This window comes from Listeria aquatica FSL S10-1188, from assembly GCF_000525795.1.
GTDB lineage: Bacteria > Bacillota > Bacilli > Lactobacillales > Listeriaceae > Listeria > Listeria aquatica.
The window spans coordinates 71,832-89,193 of record NZ_AOCG01000002.1; the positions used below are offsets into that span (position 1 = coordinate 71,832).

23 protein-coding genes and 2 pseudogenes are annotated in these 17,362 nt (G+C 38.7%); 13 read left to right on the forward strand and 12 right to left on the reverse strand.

Annotation, left to right across the window (positions count from 1 at the left end; translation table 11 throughout):
• Positions 1-21 precede the first annotated feature (21 nt).
• The 11 genes from MAQA_RS01115 to MAQA_RS01160 form a co-directional block, all read right to left on the reverse strand.
• Positions 22-1,131: an N-acetyldiaminopimelate deacetylase gene (locus MAQA_RS01115; protein WP_036070503.1), complete on the reverse strand. Its 1,110-nt coding sequence runs from the start codon at positions 1,129-1,131 to the stop codon at positions 22-24.
• 67 nt (positions 1,132-1,198) lie between these two features.
• Entirely contained in the window at positions 1,199-1,909 is a 711-nt protein-coding gene (dapD, locus tag MAQA_RS01120) for a 2,3,4,5-tetrahydropyridine-2,6-dicarboxylate N-acetyltransferase (protein ID WP_036070506.1), read from the reverse strand.
• 45 nt (positions 1,910-1,954) lie between these two features.
• Positions 1,955-2,833, reverse strand: a complete 879-nt coding sequence (locus tag MAQA_RS01125; protein ID WP_036070508.1) for a LysR family transcriptional regulator — start codon at positions 2,831-2,833, stop codon at positions 1,955-1,957.
• Positions 2,830-3,282, reverse strand: a complete 453-nt coding sequence (cbpB, locus tag MAQA_RS01130; protein ID WP_036070979.1) for a cyclic-di-AMP-binding protein CbpB — start codon at positions 3,280-3,282, stop codon at positions 2,830-2,832. The genes MAQA_RS01125 and cbpB overlap by 4 nt, the downstream gene beginning before the upstream one ends.
• Before the next feature lie 177 nt (positions 3,283-3,459).
• On the reverse strand, positions 3,460-3,690 hold the full coding sequence (locus tag MAQA_RS01135) for a YkuJ family protein (RefSeq protein ID WP_036070511.1): 231 nt from the start codon (positions 3,688-3,690) through the stop codon (positions 3,460-3,462).
• Positions 3,691-3,871: 181 nt separating this feature from the next.
• Entirely contained in the window at positions 3,872-4,093 is a 222-nt protein-coding gene (locus MAQA_RS01140) for a hypothetical protein (RefSeq protein WP_036070513.1), read from the reverse strand.
• A 152-nt stretch (positions 4,094-4,245) separates the two neighbouring features.
• The gene (locus MAQA_RS01145; protein ID WP_159099944.1) at positions 4,246-4,653 is read right to left on the reverse strand and encodes a DUF5105 domain-containing protein; all 408 of its coding nucleotides are present in this window, start codon (positions 4,651-4,653) and stop codon (positions 4,246-4,248) included.
• A 252-nt stretch (positions 4,654-4,905) separates the two neighbouring features.
• Entirely contained in the window at positions 4,906-5,232 is a 327-nt protein-coding gene (locus MAQA_RS13400) for a hypothetical protein (protein WP_052008388.1), read from the reverse strand.
• Complete coding sequence (locus tag MAQA_RS13405; RefSeq protein WP_052008389.1) at positions 5,205-5,492, reverse strand: hypothetical protein; 288 nt, start codon at positions 5,490-5,492, stop codon at positions 5,205-5,207. Before MAQA_RS13405 ends, MAQA_RS13400 begins: the two co-directional genes overlap by 28 nt.
• A gap of 23 nt (positions 5,493-5,515) precedes the next feature.
• A complete protein-coding gene (locus MAQA_RS13410; protein WP_159099945.1) occupies positions 5,516-6,502 on the reverse strand; it encodes a glucosaminidase domain-containing protein in 987 nt (328 codons plus the stop codon).
• 150 nt (positions 6,503-6,652) lie between these two features.
• The gene (locus MAQA_RS01160) at positions 6,653-7,507 is read right to left on the reverse strand and encodes a YusW family protein (RefSeq protein ID WP_036070517.1); all 855 of its coding nucleotides are present in this window, start codon (positions 7,505-7,507) and stop codon (positions 6,653-6,655) included.
• A gap of 222 nt (positions 7,508-7,729) precedes the next feature.
• On the opposite strand from MAQA_RS01160, the gene MAQA_RS01165 reads away from it, so the two are divergent.
• The 7 genes and pseudogenes from MAQA_RS01165 to MAQA_RS14040 all read left to right on the forward strand — a co-directional run bounded on the left by MAQA_RS01165 (position 7,730) and on the right by MAQA_RS14040 (position 12,241).
• Positions 7,730-8,059 (forward strand): PadR family transcriptional regulator, encoded by a 330-nt coding sequence (locus tag MAQA_RS01165; protein WP_036070519.1) that lies wholly within the window; start codon positions 7,730-7,732, stop codon positions 8,057-8,059.
• Between the two features lie 20 nt (positions 8,060-8,079).
• Complete coding sequence (locus MAQA_RS15025) at positions 8,080-8,277, forward strand: HAAS signaling domain-containing protein (protein WP_241463004.1); 198 nt, start codon at positions 8,080-8,082, stop codon at positions 8,275-8,277.
• Complete coding sequence (locus tag MAQA_RS15030) at positions 8,258-8,467, forward strand: hypothetical protein (protein WP_241463005.1); 210 nt, start codon at positions 8,258-8,260, stop codon at positions 8,465-8,467. Before MAQA_RS15025 ends, MAQA_RS15030 begins: the two co-directional genes overlap by 20 nt.
• A 66-nt stretch (positions 8,468-8,533) precedes the next feature.
• Complete coding sequence (locus tag MAQA_RS01175) at positions 8,534-9,595, forward strand: DUF4097 family beta strand repeat-containing protein (protein ID WP_036070521.1); 1,062 nt, start codon at positions 8,534-8,536, stop codon at positions 9,593-9,595.
• 242 nt (positions 9,596-9,837) lie between these two features.
• A pseudogene (locus MAQA_RS01180) lies at positions 9,838-10,072 on the forward strand (FeoA family protein).
• Positions 10,062-12,058, forward strand: a pseudogene (gene feoB / locus MAQA_RS01185) (ferrous iron transport protein B). Before MAQA_RS01180 ends, feoB begins: the two co-directional pseudogenes overlap by 11 nt.
• A gap of 15 nt (positions 12,059-12,073) precedes the next feature.
• A complete protein-coding gene (locus MAQA_RS14040; protein WP_077913517.1) occupies positions 12,074-12,241 on the forward strand; it encodes a FeoB-associated Cys-rich membrane protein in 168 nt (55 codons plus the stop codon).
• 42 nt (positions 12,242-12,283) lie between these two features.
• On the opposite strand, the gene MAQA_RS01190 is transcribed toward MAQA_RS14040, so the two are convergent.
• Positions 12,284-12,520: a helix-turn-helix domain-containing protein gene (locus tag MAQA_RS01190; RefSeq protein ID WP_036070985.1), complete on the reverse strand. Its 237-nt coding sequence runs from the start codon at positions 12,518-12,520 to the stop codon at positions 12,284-12,286.
• A 139-nt stretch (positions 12,521-12,659) separates the two neighbouring features.
• Here MAQA_RS01190 and MAQA_RS01195 point away from each other — a divergent pair, with 139 nt between their 5' ends.
• The 6 genes from MAQA_RS01195 (at position 12,660) to MAQA_RS15040 (ending at position 17,265) form a co-directional block, all read left to right on the forward strand.
• Positions 12,660-13,370, forward strand: a complete 711-nt coding sequence (locus tag MAQA_RS01195; protein ID WP_420911918.1) for an NADPH-dependent oxidoreductase — start codon at positions 12,660-12,662, stop codon at positions 13,368-13,370.
• Positions 13,371-13,442: 72 nt separating this feature from the next.
• The gene (gene manA / locus MAQA_RS01200) at positions 13,443-14,405 is read left to right on the forward strand and encodes a mannose-6-phosphate isomerase, class I (protein ID WP_036070526.1); all 963 of its coding nucleotides are present in this window, start codon (positions 13,443-13,445) and stop codon (positions 14,403-14,405) included.
• Between the two features lie 162 nt (positions 14,406-14,567).
• The gene (gene hemQ, locus MAQA_RS01205; protein ID WP_036070529.1) at positions 14,568-15,323 is read left to right on the forward strand and encodes a hydrogen peroxide-dependent heme synthase; all 756 of its coding nucleotides are present in this window, start codon (positions 14,568-14,570) and stop codon (positions 15,321-15,323) included.
• A 242-nt stretch (positions 15,324-15,565) separates the two neighbouring features.
• Positions 15,566-16,333 (forward strand): ABC transporter ATP-binding protein, encoded by a 768-nt coding sequence (locus MAQA_RS01210; protein ID WP_036070532.1) that lies wholly within the window; start codon positions 15,566-15,568, stop codon positions 16,331-16,333.
• Positions 16,320-16,595: a hypothetical protein gene (locus MAQA_RS15035; RefSeq protein ID WP_241463006.1), complete on the forward strand. Its 276-nt coding sequence runs from the start codon at positions 16,320-16,322 to the stop codon at positions 16,593-16,595. The genes MAQA_RS01210 and MAQA_RS15035 overlap by 14 nt, the downstream gene beginning before the upstream one ends.
• Positions 16,582-17,265 (forward strand): FtsX-like permease family protein, encoded by a 684-nt coding sequence (locus MAQA_RS15040; protein WP_338151603.1) that lies wholly within the window; start codon positions 16,582-16,584, stop codon positions 17,263-17,265. Before MAQA_RS15035 ends, MAQA_RS15040 begins: the two co-directional genes overlap by 14 nt.
• The last annotated feature ends 97 nt before the right edge of the window (positions 17,266-17,362 follow it).

Genomic DNA, 17,362 nt, shown 5'->3' on the forward strand with positions numbered 1-17,362 from the left:
CTGGAAAGCTTGTTGTATAAGTTAACGCTTCAAAAATCCCGTCAAAACAGAAATCGCAAACGGAATTGCTTCTTCTTTCGGATCAAGTTTTGCATGGTGAAGTCCATACGGAGAATCCACACCTAGCCAAAACATCATACCTGGAATTTCGTCTAGAAAATAGCCAAAGTCTTCTCCTGTCATCGCGGCACTTGCTTCCACGTAAGCATCTGGAAACTCCTGCTTAACGAATTCAACAAATTGTTTCGTTTCAGAAGCATGATTGTATACTTCAAGATAAGCCGAACCTGGCAAAAACTCCACTTCACATTGAAAGGCTTCCTCCATGCCACGCGCTAGTGCTTTAAGGCGTGTCCAAATCAGCTCCATCGTTTCTTTCTTTGCGGTACGAATCGTCCCCTCAAGTAGCGCTGAACCCGCGATCACATTTTGCACATCACCGCCTGTGATTTTCCCTACCGTAATAACCGCCGCATCCATAGGATCCACATTCCGACTGATAATCGTCTGAATTTGACCGACAAACTGACTAGCCGCAACAACCATATCATTCGCCAAATGAGGATAAGCGGCATGCCCGGATAAACCTTTAAACGAAATAAAAAGTTCAGCAGTATTGGCAAACAAGAGCCCTTCTCTTGTCGCAATTTGTCCAACTTGATACTCTGGTGCGATGTGGAGGGCATAAATTTCGTCTGGACGAAAATCTTCAAATTCTGCGCTTTCAAGTAGCGGCTTCGCCCCACCAGGGCCTTCCTCTGCTGGTTGGAAAATAAAGACCAAATGATTTTTCGGTTGATTTTTTGCAAAAAAAGCGAGCACGCCGAGTGCAATACTCATATGAAAATCATGCCCACACGCATGCATCTTCCCCTCATGTTTTGAAGCAAATGGTAAACCCGTTTCCTCTTTAATCGGAAGGGCATCCATGTCCGTTCGGTAACCAATCGTTTTTTCTGGCATAGTCCCGCGAAGTCGAACCAAAATCCCCGTGCGCCAAGTCCTTAATTCCAGAAAATCGCAGTTCAAGTTTTCAATAAAGTCGAGCAAGTAGCGCTGTGTTTGCACTTCCTCAAACCCAGTTTCCGGAATTTCATGTAGTTTTCTTCTAATCTCAATAAATTGATCCATCGCTTATTTGCTCCTTTTCATAAAAAAAGCCGGATTTAGCCTATCACGCCAAATCCAGCCATTTTTCCTATAATTGACGCAAGCCTTGCATGATCTCTGTTTTCGAAGCTGTCTTTGCATCTAGCTCCTTAAGCACACGTGCTGGGATTCCTGCAACGACTGTTCCCGGCTCAACATCTTTTGTGACAATTGCGCCAGCTGCTACGACTGCTCCTTTTCCAACGCGAACGCCTTCTAAAACAACAACATTTGCGCCAATCACAACGTCATCTTCAATCACAACCGGATTAGCGGATGGTGGCTCGATAACGCCTGCAAGCACTGAACCAGCTCCAATATGACAGTTTTTACCAACCGTCGCCCGACCACCAAGCACTACGTTCATATCAATCATTGTGCCTTCACCAATCACAGAACCAATATTGATCGAAGCCCCCATCATGACAACAGCATTATCGTGAATGGTTACTTGATCACGAATAATCGCACCAGGTTCGATCCGCGCATTAACCTTTTTAAGATCAAGCATTGGAATCGCTGAATTTCTACGATCATTTTCAATCACTGAGTCAATAATCTCAGCTTCATATTTTTTAAGAAGGGGTTCAATAACGGCCCATTCACCAAAAATAGTCCCCACTTCATCCTGAATAAACGTTTGAACACCTTTTGGAAAATCTATTTTTGAAAGATTCCCTTTCAAGTAAACCTTGACAGGTGTGCTTTTCTCACTATGTTGAATAAACGAAATAATTTGATGCGCATCCATTTGTTCCATTAACTAATCCTCCTAAAGTTTCATCTTGCTTTAAGTTTGCCATAGCTACAGATGAGTTGCAAGATATTCATTCATCACTTTCATAAAAGCATCCACTTGCGGAAGTGCGAGCGACTGCTCATAGGCAAGCAAAGTCGTTTCTCTCCCAAGAACAGAACCATCTTTTTCAACAAGCGAAATCTCATTAATCCCTTCTGTATCCCCTAAAAGCGTGATTTCTGGCAAAATCGCAAATCCAATGCCGTTTAATGCCATCTGCCGCGAGGTTTCCATTTGATCAACAAACATAGCTTGTTTCGGCATTTTGCCAAAATTTCGTTGCCAATAGTCTTGAATCACTTGATAATAGTTCGAATCACTTCTAAACTGAATAAACGGTCGCTCCGACTCAAAAACCTCTTCAATCCGCTCAATTTCCTGATCCACCAAAACGAGCTTATCCTTGAATAAGGGCTTTCTCACACTTTTCCAGTTTGTTCCCCCACGAACGATCCCAAAATGAACAACTCCTTGTGCAAGAAGCTGATGAACTTCACTACTCCAACCTGTTTGCAGAGAAATCCTGACTTTCGGGTAACGCGCTGAAAACTCCTTCAACACCCGCGGTAAAAACGACTGAGCGACAACGCTTGCGCATGCAATTCGTAGCGTTCCGCGAACCACGCCTTCCATTGCTTCCAAGTTTTCCTGAATCTCACGCTCTTTTTCAATCACACTGGCCGCATGTTGAACGATCGCTTCCCCTTCTGGTGTTAGTAACAATCCTTTTTGTGTCCGTACAAAAATCTTGGTGTTCCATCGGCTTTCGATCGTTTGTAGGCGCTGAGAAAGAGCTGGTTGGCTTAAGAAAAGCTTTTCCGCACTTTTTCGCATATTAAGTTCATCGGCGAGACAAACAAGCAGTTCATATTCTGTTACAATCATGTTCTGTCCTCCACTTTAGAATGAATAAACCGGTTCACTTGTTTTAAAATAACGCGCCGAGTGAGAATCCCTTGAAATTCTCGTTCCTCATTTACAACACTGATAAAAGGGGCATCCACAAGCATACTAACTACACGTTCAGCGTCAAAGTTTTCTTTAACAACAGGGATATCCGTTTGCATAACATCTTCTACTTTCATCGTTTCCAGTCGTTCAAATTCAATCTTTTCAAGTCCTAAAATGGCTTCTGTAATCATTGCAGCACTGATTAAGCCATAAAGTTTAAAATTATAATCCAAAACAGGAATCACAGAATAACCGCATTTTGTTAATACTAAAAGCGCATGCTCTAAGTTATTTCCAAGCTGTACATGAGCGACTTTTTCGGCAGAGATCATATTTTCTTCAAGTTGATTCTTTATAAAAAATCCAAATTGATTTGAAATCATTTTCATCTTTCCTCTTCTCAAGTATTCTCTTGAATCTTTTTCTCTTTTCCTTCAAACGCTTCCACTTAAACATTCGCTTTCATTTTACCATAGTCAGTTGATGATTTCCTCTCTAATAAATCTTTTTTCAGGCAAAAAAAATACTAGAACAGAAAAATCTGTTCTAGTTGTTTCTGCTTAATTTTCTTGTAGAGCTTCGAAAATTTCAATTGCTGTCATATCAATATCATCAAAATTATACTTACTGTTTGAATCGTGAATTTCGATTTCAAAAGACTGGGAAGGCTCGAAATATTTTACCTCGCAAATCACCTTTCCATCTTTTTCAAATCGTCTCGATTGTGTTTCAGCAGCATCATCGTTCTGCATGGCCTCCAACCGTTGAATTATTCCTTTTAACTGAGACATAGTACATTCTCCTCTCAAAATCCACCTGATGAGTTTTGCTCATCCACTACTTAATAATACTATCAAATTTTAGCGCAAATCACACCCAATAAGCAAGCATTCTTTCAAAATTTCACATAATATTTTTTTAGACTGCATGAAGCAAAGCAAAACCGCCTTGATTTTCAAGGCGGTTTCTCTATTATTGATCTGTTTTTTCATTTTTAACAGATTGAAGTCTTAACTTAACAGCTCGCATAATGGTTTTTTTGCGATTAAAACCCTTTACACAAATAGTTTCAGAACCAAGCGTTACGAACACTTCTCCCCATGAGCCACATGGATTAAAACCATAAGCATGCACTTTTAGCAAGCCTTCTCTCGTTGGGAAAAACAACATTTCATAATTTCCAGCCTTTGACATTCGCCAAACTCCTTCCTCCTACAATTTGAGCAACTAGCGATTGAAAATGATTCTCAATTATTATAGTCTTCATTTTACGGGAAAGAAGCAAAATATGCAACTTTTTCTTCAAAAAAAAAGGAGCTTGTTCGGCTTAAGCTCCTCTCTTTCCTTTACAATCCAAATGCCGCATAGAGTTTCTCAAAAAATTCTGTTTCATTCTTGATCTCCCACTTTTCATGATTATCCTCATCACGTTTTAAGCGAAGTGTTACTTTCGTTTCCTTTTTCTTAGCTGGACTGTTTAAATAAATATACTCAAGCATTTCGAAGCTCGTTTGATTAACTAGTTTTTTCATCTCATCATCTGTACTATCAGCCGTAATTTTTGATTCCACGTTTTTTACTAGTTCATCCGTTTTGGCTTGTACAGCTTTATCATTTAAATCAAGCCCCTTAACATTAACTGAAACTACAGCTTCTTTATTGCTTTCTTTTTTCACATCAACTGTATAGCTCGTTGTTTTCTTTAAATGAGCAATAAATTTTTGATTGAGTTGGGTGATTTTTTTCTTTCTCAACCCCACTAAGTTCGCTTTCGACAGATGTCACGAATTCATTTTCATTTTCTTTTTGAATCCGCGTATCATCAAGTCCATAAATCTCTTGTAATTCTGGAACATCTTCTTGATAGATATAACTGTCTACAAGCGCTTTTGTCGATACATCTGCTTTTTCAGGGTGACTACAACTGGCTAGCAGAAAAATCGCAGCACATAATATACCGAAAAAAAATACCTTTTTTCATTTGTTCCTCCTAGTGATGACTCTGATTATAATTTTTCTTTTCTTGGATGATTTTTTTGACGCTCTGAATCTGAAAGATTAGGATCTCCCAATTTTTTCCCGTATTCCCGGTTTTTCTCTCCAATTTCACGGCCTCTTTGGCTGGCACTTGTTGTTGCATCGCTTTTAGAATGAGTTGATCCATTACTACCAGAGGTACTATTTGAACTCCCCGTTTGTGGAGCTTTGTTTGAACCGCTTGCTGCTTGATCTCCCCCTGTAGACTGAGCAGGCTCTTTATGTGTGGCTTTATTTTGCTCAGATTGCTTGCTATTTTCAGCAGCTGCTATTTGCGCTTTCTTTTGTTCAGCCACTTTTTTTTGCTTCCGCTTGTTTTGCTTCTGCTTGTTTTTTTTGCAACTTCTTGTTTTTTCACAGCAACTTTTTCTGTATGGACAGCCTTTACTTTCGATTCTACTCGTGAACGAATTGAATTGATTTTTGCTTGAAGAGCTTCCCGTTGTACTTTTGAAAAACTAGAAAGTGGAGCTGCTTCAACGGGCTGAATGTGACTCAACCCAAAAAAGATTCCTGCTGCAAATACTAAAAACCACATTCTTTTTTTCCTTTTCATGGTGTTTTCCTCCTAAATAATAATTATTTTAACCAATAGTCCGGGGTATAAAATACCTTTTTCCTATTTGGATAATATGCACTTTTAAGTCCATTTTTAGATGGATAATGTCGTAAAGAAGTTTTTGGATTATAAGTAAATAGGTTCCCTCCATTTAAACGAGGAGAGTCCCACCAAATCGAAAAAGCTTTAACCGTTCCAGAAAACTTATCTGTTCCTTTAACCGGCTTCAACCCGACTACCATGGAATGATAGATATAACCACTCATCCATTTTCCATTCACTTGGACACTTGTCTTATACCAATACGAAGAATATTTTCGCACCTGAATTTTTGTCCCCGTTCGCCACATTCGAAGTGGAGTTTTATCATTAAAATTCGTGCTGTGAAGAAGCGGAGCTCCGTCTACAACACTCGCCTTGATACTCGTTGAACTTTGTTCAGCATTAAATGCTTCTTTGTCCCAAGCATCCAATTGATATTGCTTAATTAATGAAATCAGTTTGTTTGCATATTGTGGATCTGTCGCATAACCGTCTTGTTTCAATCTGTTTGCGACAAGTTGATAGTCTTTCACATTAACAATATTTTTATAGCGTGATTTCTGTAAAAACGCTCCATGGTCTTCAATGCTTACATTTTTATTTGGATATTTACGAAATTTAGCTTGTACAGTGATCCATTTTCCATTTTGATATTCAAGCGTTGGCATTACAACATATTGCCCATTATAATCCCCTTTAACTCCAAATAGGTTATGAGCTCGCGTTGCAAGTTCTGATTTTCCCCAGCCACTTTCAAGAATAGCTTGTGCACTTGTAATAGAAGGTAAAATTTTATATTTTTTCCATCCACTGATAGACCCTTGCTTAATACTTGCTAGAAAAGCTGATGTATTTGTTGCAGCACGTGTTTCTCGCGCTTCAGTTGTAGAATAATAGCCTGGACCTAATTCACTGTTAGGTTTTAAAGTGGCTATTTGAGTTTCTTCCGCTAAAACCGGCTGCAATGAAAGAATGGATGAGAAAGCTAAAAAGCAAGTAAGCAAACTGATGATAAGTATTTTTTTTCATTACTTCTCCTTTTTTTATGAGAAAATGACTCGATCGATTCAATCGAGTCATTTTCATTTGTGTATCTATTTTAAAGATTGAATAGCTTATTTAATTTTAAATTCAAATTCGGATTTGTTTGGGAATTCTACTTCATATTTGAATTTCTTGAAGTTGTTTTTTAGTTTAAGTTCGCCAAGTACGTGACTTACGATTTGATTTTTATTTTTAGACTTCATATTGAAATCAGCAAAGATACCTTCAATAATGCGTTGTGCTTTCGCACCTTTCACTTCTACGCCAGTGAATTCATTTTCATATTTCGCTTCAACTGTACCATTTTTCTTCACTTCATATTGTAATTCCACGTCAAAGTTTTTGTACTCGATGTCAACATCAAGTTCTTTAACTGCTAATTTACCTGCAGAAGGTTTCACAGATTCATTGTTGTTTGAGTTATCTTCAACATCGCCACCTGGTGCAACGATTGTTCCGTTGTCATTTCCTTCTTCAGTATTACCTTCGTTTTCTGCATCCCCGTATCCACCAGTATATTCAGTACCGAAATTAATTTGCTCATTCCAAGCTTTATCTACATAAATTACTTTCAGACTCTTATTGCTGCTTGCTGCGATACCGCTCAAGATTCCTTTTAGTTGGTAAGTATACGCACTTACACCTTGAGCAATTTTTGTTGCTTGTGCTTTTGAATAACCTGCATCTACCCAAGTAGCTGCCTTCGTCAATTTGTTATAAACTGAGTCAACATTTTTTGCTGTTAGCGTGATTCCTGTTAGTGTTTGTAAGTCTGACTTGCTGAAAGTCTTGATTGTTTTGTAAGCGTCCTGATAAATAGTGTTTCCTTCTACGCTTGCTGCTTCCGATACTACTGGTGCGAGTGTTGCTACCCCCATTGTAAGAGCTAGCCCTGTTGCTGCTGTAACTTTAACTAGTTTGTTCATAATTGTATTTCTCCTTTATGGTTTTATAGTTTGCATAGTATTGTTTTATTTATACTAGCTGAATTAACTATAACTTGAATAAATAAAAACGTCAACCTTTTTCTACTTATTTTTTTTTATAATAGTATTTTAGTAATTGCCTTAAAGCATTGATAATGCTATACTTATAACTACCTAAACTAATATAAAAAAATGAATAGTATTTCGCAGGAGGAATAAAGAATGCGTCCAACCGCTCAATTTAAAAAAGGCGTTTTAGACATTTGCGTGTTGTACTTATTACAATACAGTGATCAATACGGGTACGATCTTACACAAAAAGTTAACAAACACATCCCGATTACTGAAGGTGCGCTGTATCCTTCTTTGCGTCGACTTGTAAAAGATGGTTATTGTTCCACTTATTTGCAAGAGTCTCCAAACGGTCCTTCCAGAAAGTATTACCATATCACGAATACAGGCAGAGTTTATTTACAAGACATGCTTGAGGAGTGGGACCACTTTGTTACAAGTTTTAAAGACTTACGAGAGGAAGCTGATCAACATGGATAAGCAAAAATTTTTTAAAAGAATTGAATAAAGCAGCTTCAGGTCTTCCAAAAGAAGAACGTGAAGAACTTTTACAATACTATGATGAATATTTGACTAGTGCATTATTAGAAGGAAAAAGTGAAGAAGAGATTCGACAAGAAATTGGTTCACCTACTCAAATAGCGGGTGCCTTTATAGAAGCAAGTAGTGAAGAAGAGATTGAAAAAAAAAGCCTATAAACGCGTGGCAAGAATTGGCTGGCTAAAGCGAACAGGTATTTCTACCTGGTTTGCTTTTCTAGCGTGCCTCCTTTTTCTTTTCTTGTTCGGGGGAATTGCAAGTATTGTTTTTCTCGGAATTGATGTGATTTTGTTTCAACAAATCCATGTTTTCCAAATTTTTTATGGCTCTATTTTGCGCGGGAATTAGCTATTTAGCCTTTTTAGTACTTAAAATTCTCTACAAATTCTATCTCACACGAAAAGGACGATTTTCATGAAAAAACAAATTGGAATTGCTTTTATACTTATTTTCATCGGACTTGCCGGTTTAATTGCCTGCTTTATAGCCAAAAATAGTCAGGATATTGGACAAAACTATTATAAAGAGTGGAATATTTCAGCGAACCAAACTAAAAATCTGCAGATAAGTAGTGAAAAAGATACTGATTTACGTGTAAAGCGTACCTCAGATAACAAAGTTAGTTTGCGGGTAGAAGGAAAAATGGCGAAGGCCGAAGTGAAAGACCTTAAGGCTCTAACTGGAACAAAAAACGCTTTTCATTTAACACTAGGAACAAAGCACAACTGGCTTGAAAAATGGCACCGCCCTCATTACGGAGTTCAAAAAGTGACTTTGCTGATTCCTGAAAGTATGTCACTTGGAGAACTGAAAGCAGATTTGAACAAAGCCAATGTTCGATTGGATAAAGTACAAGGAAAGAAACTTGCGATTACTATTTATGATGGTGAAGTAATCGGCTCACATGGTCGCTTTGATGTCACAAAAATTGATACAAAGAAGAGTTTAACGGATTTGAGCTATTGGGATGGGACTATCTCGATGTTTTCTGAAAAAGGCGATCAATTTCTTAAAGACTCATCAGGCAATTTTGCATTACAAAATCAATCGGGGTTGTCTCAAGTTCATCGTCACGGGGGAACAAAGGGAGAAATTCTTAACTTCTCTGGGAAAGTGATTGCGACGGAATCGCACTTAGATCATTTAACGATCAATTCCACTGAAGGAACGGAAATCGTGCAGGGCCTTCGTGGCGATCTTCTCCTCAGTACGAAGAAAGGAAAAAGCATTTTGCGGGATAATCGTGGTGAGCAGCTGGTTAGTAGCGAAAATGGTGATGTGATTGTGAGTCAAACCCATTTGATGAAAAAAATGAATGTGAAAAGTAAGAAAGGGCTAATTAAGTTAACTTTAAACAAGTCCTATCAGAAGCAGCCTATCACAATTAATGCCCCACTCGGTTCAGTCGAATCTGATTTTCACTGGCAATCCAAGCAAAAAAAATGCTCAGATCGTATTAACAACAACGAAAGGTGAAATAAAAGTTTTTCAGGAAGAATAAGGCTACCTTTGGAAAAACTACGCTACAAAAAAGTAGCGTAGTTTTTTTTCTTCGCACAAATTGCTATAGCCTCTCCCCACTTTCTCGTTAAAAATTAGGGTTTTAACTATTTTTTTAAAATCTCTATTAAAAATTCTTCATCTTTTTTCGCTTTCGTGATAAAATGAACTTGACTGATAATGATTCTCAGTAGATGGGCAACATAGGAGGAAAAAATATGCAACTGAATGAAGCAGCTGTTGGTGATCACGTTACGATTACGCATTTAAATGTTTCAAGCGACTTGCTTAAAAAACGGCTTCTTGCACTTGGATGTGTGGAGGGTTGTGAACTTTGTATCAAACAAAAGGGGTTTTTTTCGTGGTCCCTGTACTTTCGAAACAAAGGGGCAGCACATTAGTATCAGAAACTGCGATGCCTGTGAAATCATGGTAGAACTTCATGGGAAATAGCAGGTACTGTTTACTTGGCAATCCCAATACGGGGAAAACATCTTTATTTAATGCACTTACTGGTTCTTATGAATACGTGGGGAATTGGAGCGGTGTCACGGTTGAGAAAAAAATCGGAACGCTACGCGAGAAAAAAGGCAAATTAGTCGATTTACCTGGCGTTTATGATTTAAATCCGATTTCGCGTGATGAAAGCGTCGTTGCTCGCTTCTTATATGAAGAGTCTTTTGATTCTATGCTCAATATTGTAGATGCTTCACAAATTGAACGAAACTTGAATTTGACGGTGGAGCTACTCGAATACGGAGCACCTGTCGTTATGGGACTTAACATGGTGGATGTGGCTCTTTCTCGGGGTATTAAAATTGATATTCCTCGCCTTACAAAAATACTCAAGATCCCTGTTCTTCCTGTTATTGCTCGCTCGGGAAAAGGAACGGACGATTTGCTTTCGGCTCTTACAGAAAAACATCCCGCGCCTCAAAAACCTTTGCTTCTGCAGTACGGCGAATTAGTGGATGAAGCTATTTCCAAACTTTCTGGGTTATTTTTGGGTATACGCGTAAAGAAAGAACAACGCTGGCTTGCCCTTCAGTTTTTGAGTAAAAACCCTGTTATTCACGAAAAATTACAAGCAGAATCTTTTTATGAACAAGCGGAACAAATTCGACTTGAAGTCGAACAAAAGCTTGAAGTTCCACTTGCCGAACATATTCATAAAGTTCGCTCTGCCTTTATTGCAGATATCTGTTTAGAAGCTGTTATTTACACGAAAAAGGCACACCTTCCTTTTTCTGATAAGCTTGATAAACTAGTCACGCACCGTTTTCTCGGGATCCCAATTTTTCTTGCCATCATGTGGCTTGTTTTTCAAACCACCTTTGCTTGGGTTGGAACGCCCATTTCTGACTGGCTCGACAGCATTATCAATGGTCCTTTCAAAGAAGGTGTCGCAAGTTTTCTCACTTCAATCGGAGTCATTGATTTTCTCGTCAAACTTGTCACTGATGGTATTATTGCCGGAGTGGGCGGTGTCCTAGTCTTTATCCCACAAATTTTGATTATTTTCTTTTTCATCTCGCTACTAGAAGATTCCGGTTATATGGCACGAATTGCCGTTGTCATGGACCGGATCATGGAACTATTTGGGTTAAATGGGAAATCATTTATTCCCATGATTATTGGATTTGGTTGTAATGTTCCTGGCATCATGGCCGCTCGTTCGATTGAAGAATCCAAGGAACGAATGATCACGATTTTAATTACACCATTTATGTCTTGTTCCGCACGACTTCCTGTATACGCTTTATTTGCCGGTGTTTTTTTTCGCTAAATATCAAGCGCTTGTAGTGTTGTCACTTTATGTGATCGGAATCATTATGGCTCTTCTCATTACAAAGCTACTATCAAAAACGATTTTAAAAAAATGAAAACTCTGTGTTTGTCGTTGAATTGCCACCCTACCGTATCCCTTCGCTACGCACATTATGGCGAAGCACTTGGGAAAAAGGAAAAGGTTTTCTCAAGAAAGCTGGAACATTTATCTTTGCTGGTTCAGTGCTCATTTGGCTACTTAACTATGCAGGGCCTAGTGGCTTTGATGTTCCAATGGGCCAAAGCTTCCTAGCTATAATCGGCGGGTTTCTTGCGCCAATTCTTGCACCTCTAGGTTTTGGAACTTGGCAAGCTGGAGCCACATTAATTCCAGGTTTTCTTGCAAAAGAAGTTATTATTTCAACCATGGCGATTATTTATTCGGTTAGTGAAAATAGCCTAACCCAAATCGTCATGCAGTTTTATACGCCTCTTTCTGCTTATGCCTTTATGTTATTTATTTTACTTTACATTCCTTGCTTGGCTACTGTTGCGGCGATTCGAAAAGAAACTTCTTCCTGGAAATGGACGATTTTTGCAATCATCTACCCGCTTGTAACAGCTTATGTACTCACGCTGATTTTCTACCAAGTAGGACGTTTATTTTTCTAAGAAAGGATGACAAAAATGCTTACTCTTTTACTCAATATCTTGCTTGGGGCATTCATTTTCGGCTACACCGCCTATGCGCTCATTCGTTTTGTAAAGCGTAGCAAGAAAGGTAAGTGTGCGGCCTGCGAACTTGAAGAGACTTGTGAACATGAAACTTCTTTACCTCGTCATCTAAAACCTTAATAAACAAAAACCGGAATTTGGCGAGTAGGCTAAATTCCGGTTTTATTTGTCGTAAGGACGATACTTATCTCGAAGAGCTGTTTGCTTTTCGCGTCGAAGTTCAAGGTCTATCCGGTGAAAGAGCGTCATCTTTCCTTTCTTGCAGAAAGGAATCTTATGACGTTTAGCTAGTGACAAAAGCGCTTGCTTGGAAATCCCTAAAAACGCTGCTGCTTCTTCAGATGTCAAAAAAGTTTCATTTAACCACATTCGATCTTTTTCTTGCGAATTTATTTCCATCCGAGCACCTCTTCTCTTTTCTAGTTTAGAAAAACAAACGAGTTTTTTCAAGTAAATCATTAACAGTTTCCCCAAAAAACGCTATACTTAAAGAAAATATACAGATGAGGTGATCGATTTGAATCCTGTTATTCTTCAAATGATGAAACATCGCTCCATTCGTTCTTACAAAGCGGGTGAAACCATTCCAGATGAAAAACTTGACCAAATTATTCGGGCGGCGCAAAGTGCACCTTCCTGGATCAACGGTCAACACTATTCCATTATCGGTGTAAAAGATAAGGCACGGAAGCAAAAGCTTGCAGAATATACCAAAAATCCTTATGTGGCTGATTGCTCTGTTTTTCTCGTTTTCGTTGGCGATTTTTATCGTGTGGAACTTGCAAGTGAAAAACATCAAAAACACTTTACAACAAGATCAGAGGAAGACTTGTTGCTTATCGCTTCTGTTGATGTTGGACTAGCTTGTCAAAATGCGTTAACAGCTGCTGAAAGCTTAGGCTACGGTACTGTTTGCATCGGTGGAATTCGCCGCAATATTTCGGATGTAGCAGACTTTCTTGGACTTCCAGAAATGACGTTCCCAATTGTCGGTCTTTGTATCGGGGTTCCAGATCAAGATCCACCTGTGAAACCGCGTCTACCTAAGGAAGCTGTTTATTTTGAAGAAGTCTATCAACCGGACACTTTACCGCTTCTTGAAGCCTATGACAAAACTATTATTCCCTTCTCAAAACGCGAGGGAAGCATTGGATTCACAGAACGAATGGCAAATTTTTATGACAAACCTTATTATAGCGGGATTACAGAGTTTTTGAAAAAGCAAGGATTCCTAAAGGGTTCCAAGTAGCTTTTTTACGAAGGCTAGTATATACTTTTAATCGAAAATGAGCTTTAATGGCTCAAATTTGGAGGTTAGACGATGGAAAAGGAAGCACTATTTTTAAAACCTGTTTTTCAGGAGCGCATATGGGGCGGTACGAAGTTGCATGACTATTTCGGCTATCAAATTCCGACAGATAAAACTGGTGAAGATTGGGCCATTTCTGCTCATCCAAATGGTCCTTCGACGGTGAAAAATGGGACCTATCAAGGGGAAACTCTGGATACACTTTGGAAAACGCACCCCGAACTTTTTGGAAATCCAAGTGAGCCTGTTTTTCCTCTTCTCACTAAAATTTTAGATGCGAATACGGATCTTTCTGTGCAAGTGCATCCCGATGATGCCTATGCGAAAGTACATGAAAATGGAGAGCTTGGGAAAACAGAGTGCTGGTATATTATTGATTGCGCAAAAGATGCGGAAATCGTTTATGGGCATAGCGCGGAGTCGAAAGAAGCCTTTACCGAGATGGTTCAAAATGGCGAATGGGACAAATTACTCCGCAAAGTAAAGATTAAACCAGGTGACTTTTATTATGTTCCTAGTGGAACGATTCATGCGCTTGGAACAGGTACGCTTGTCCTAGAAACTCAGCAAAGTTCGGATACGACTTACCGGGTTTACGATTATGATCGCACGGATAAAGATGGAAATAAGCGAGAACTTCATCTTGAAAAAGCGATTGATGTGACGACGATTCCGCATGTAGATGCCAAGCTAGATATTCAAACAGAACAACGTGACCATGCGTCAATCACAACCTTTGTTTCCAATTCGTTTTTCAGTGTGTATAAATGGGAAATAGCTGGTAAAGCTTCATTTGAAAAGATAGCTCCTTATACACTTGTCAGCATTTTAGATGGCAAAGCGGAACTTATCATTGATGGCAAAGCGGAAACTATTCAAAAAGGAGATCATTTTATTTTACCTTATGCCGTTACAGATTGGACAATTGATGGCAACGTGACAGCTATTGTTTCAACACCCCCACTTCATCATTAAGTTTCTAGCTCCTCTTCGGGGGAGTTTTTTTGTGCATGATTTCCTGAGCCTTTTTCACTGTGGTAGTCCCACCTCCTGTTCCAGTCATGAAAAAAGACTTTGAACTCGAGGTGTGATAAAATTAACATTAAGTGAAATAACATACATAAAGGAGTGTCTTGCATGAATGAAGCTGTAAAAACGTTAGATGGTTGGTACTGTCTACATGATTTCCGCTCGGTAGATTGGACGAGCTGGCGCGAACTTTCAGAAGCTGAACGGTCACGGATTTTAACGGAATTTAGTAAATTTCTTTCTGAACTTGAACTAACTAAAAATATTGGGGAAGGCGAGCAAACTTTTTACTCTATTGTTGGTCAAAAAGCCGATTTTGTCTTTTTCTTGCTTCGCCCAACGCTTGAAGATATCAATGCGATTGAAAACCGCTTGAACAAACTAGAAATTGCAGATTTTCTTATTCCAACTTATTCTTATGTTTCGGTTGTTGAGCTAAGTAATTACTTAGCGGCGCACATGGCAGGTGACGAAGATCCATATGAAAATAAACACGTTCGTGCGCGTCTTTATCCAGAGCTTCCACCGAAAAAACATATTTGTTTCTATCCGATGAACAAAAAACGTGAAGGTAATGATAACTGGTACATGCTCGACATGGAAGAGCGTCGCCGAATGATTCGCGATCATGGTTCAATTGGTCGAACTTATGCAGGTAAAGTCAATCAAATTATTGGCGGATCGATCGGTTTGGATGATTACGAATGGGGCGTAACTTTATTTGCAGATGACGCGCTAGATTTCAAACGAATTGTAACAGAGATGCGCTTTGATGAAACAAGTGCTCGATTTGGCGAATTTGGAGCTTTCTTTGTTGGAAACCTCCTTCCACTAGAAGAAATTGAAGCTTTCTTTAAAATTTAAAAGATACAGGCGCGTCCCGTAGTGGGACGTGCCTGTTTTTATTTTGAAGGTTGAATCAAGACGTTGCCACACTGATATTTTTTGCGCTACAATAGAGCAGAAAAAAAGCTTCAGCATTCAAACAAACTAGTCAAGATGACGAATTTGTAAGGGTGGCGTGTCTTTTTGTCATCTTATAAGCAGGCAGAATGATACGTTTTGCAGTAAACTGATACTGGAGATCTTTTTAGGAGGAAGCTATTATGGAACCCGTTTTAGAAGCCAAACATGTTCGTAAAGTTTACGGAAGTAAGGGAAATGTGTATACTGCACTCGCGAACATCAGTCTAGAAATATACGAAGGCGAATTTGTTGGAATCATGGGGCCTTCTGGTGCCGGAAAGTCCACACTTTTGAATGTGCTTTCAACAATTGACCAACCGACATCCGGCGAAGTAATGATTAATGGTCGTGATTTAGAAGACATGGATGAACAGGAAATGTCTTTATTTAGACGTAATCAGCTTGGCTTTATTTTTCAAGACTACAATTTACTGGATACTCTTTCACTTCGCGAGAATATCATTTTACCACTTGCGCTTGCCAAACATTCAGTTGCAGAAATTGAAGAACATCTTGATTTCGTTGCTGATGTTTTTTCTATTCGGCCTATTCTTGATAAATATCCAACCGAAGTATCTGGTGGGCAAAAACAGCGCACCGCTGCAAGCCGAGCGATTATTGCAAACCCTAATTTAATTTTTGCTGATGAACCCACGGGCGCGCTAGATTCAAAATCAGCAGCGGATTTGCTTGAAAGTTTTTGCAGTCTTAATGAAGAAAGAAAATCGACCATTTTGATGGTTACTCATGACGCTTTTGCAGCAAGTTTCTGCAAACGGATTTTATTTATTACAGATGGAGAAATTTATACAGAAATTTATCGTGGATCAAAAACTCGCAAAGAGTTCTTCCAGAAGATTTTAGATATTTTAGCTAAACTCGGAGGAAATATGAATGACATTATATGATCTAGCTAGAAAAAATATTAAGCATAATTTTATCCACTATTTTCTTTATTTTGCTTCTATGAGTTTTTCTATCATGATCTACTATACGCTCGTGGTTCTTTCCAAGGATCCGACTGTGACGGCAAGAATTAATCGCTCTGAACGGCTATCGGCTGCTTTTACAGCGGCTTCTATCATTCTATTGATTTTCATCATTATATTTATTTTATACTCCAATAATTTTTTTATGCGTAAGCGAAAAAAAAGAAATTGGGCTTTATAATCTGTTAGGTCTGCGAAAATTCGAAATTTCTCGGATGCTTTTTTATGAAAATTTTATCATGGGGATTGGCTCCCTCGTTATAGGCATCATTCTTGGAACTTTTCTTTCCAAGCTTTTTGTAGCCATTTTATTACGCCTTATGAACGATGCCCTTCCAAGTCGCTTTATTTTTTCTTGGAGTGCCGTTATCAATGCTAGCCTTGTTTTTGTTTTAGTAACCCTCATTACTTCGCTTCTCAGTTTCTGGACTATTTACCGAAATTCATTATTAGATTTATTTCATTCGGAAGCAAAACGTGAAAAGGCACTGAAACCCTCACTTTTATGGACATGTATCGCCCTTACTTTCATCATTACCGGCTACGTCATTGCTTTGCAGCCATTAACTGTCCAAAATTCGATTTGGAGCATACTTGGGGTCCCCCTTACGTCTTTACTTATTTTATTTTTCACCATCGTGGGCACTGTTCTTTTCATTAGTTTTTTCTTACCATATTTTTTAAAAAAAATTACGCACTCGAAAAGCTTCATTTTATCGTGGGACGAATCTTGTAACAAATGCACAGCTTTCTTTTCGCATCTCTTCAAATGCCAAGACGCTCTCTGTCATTGCGATTTTAAGTGCGATCACGCTTTCTGCAATAGGAGCCATTGGCAGCGTTTATTATAACATCAATCAAAGTGTGCAAAAAGAAGTTTCGACCTCATTTGAATATACGATTCCATCAGATTCTAAAAAAGCAAACAAAGCACTAGCAGTTGTTGAG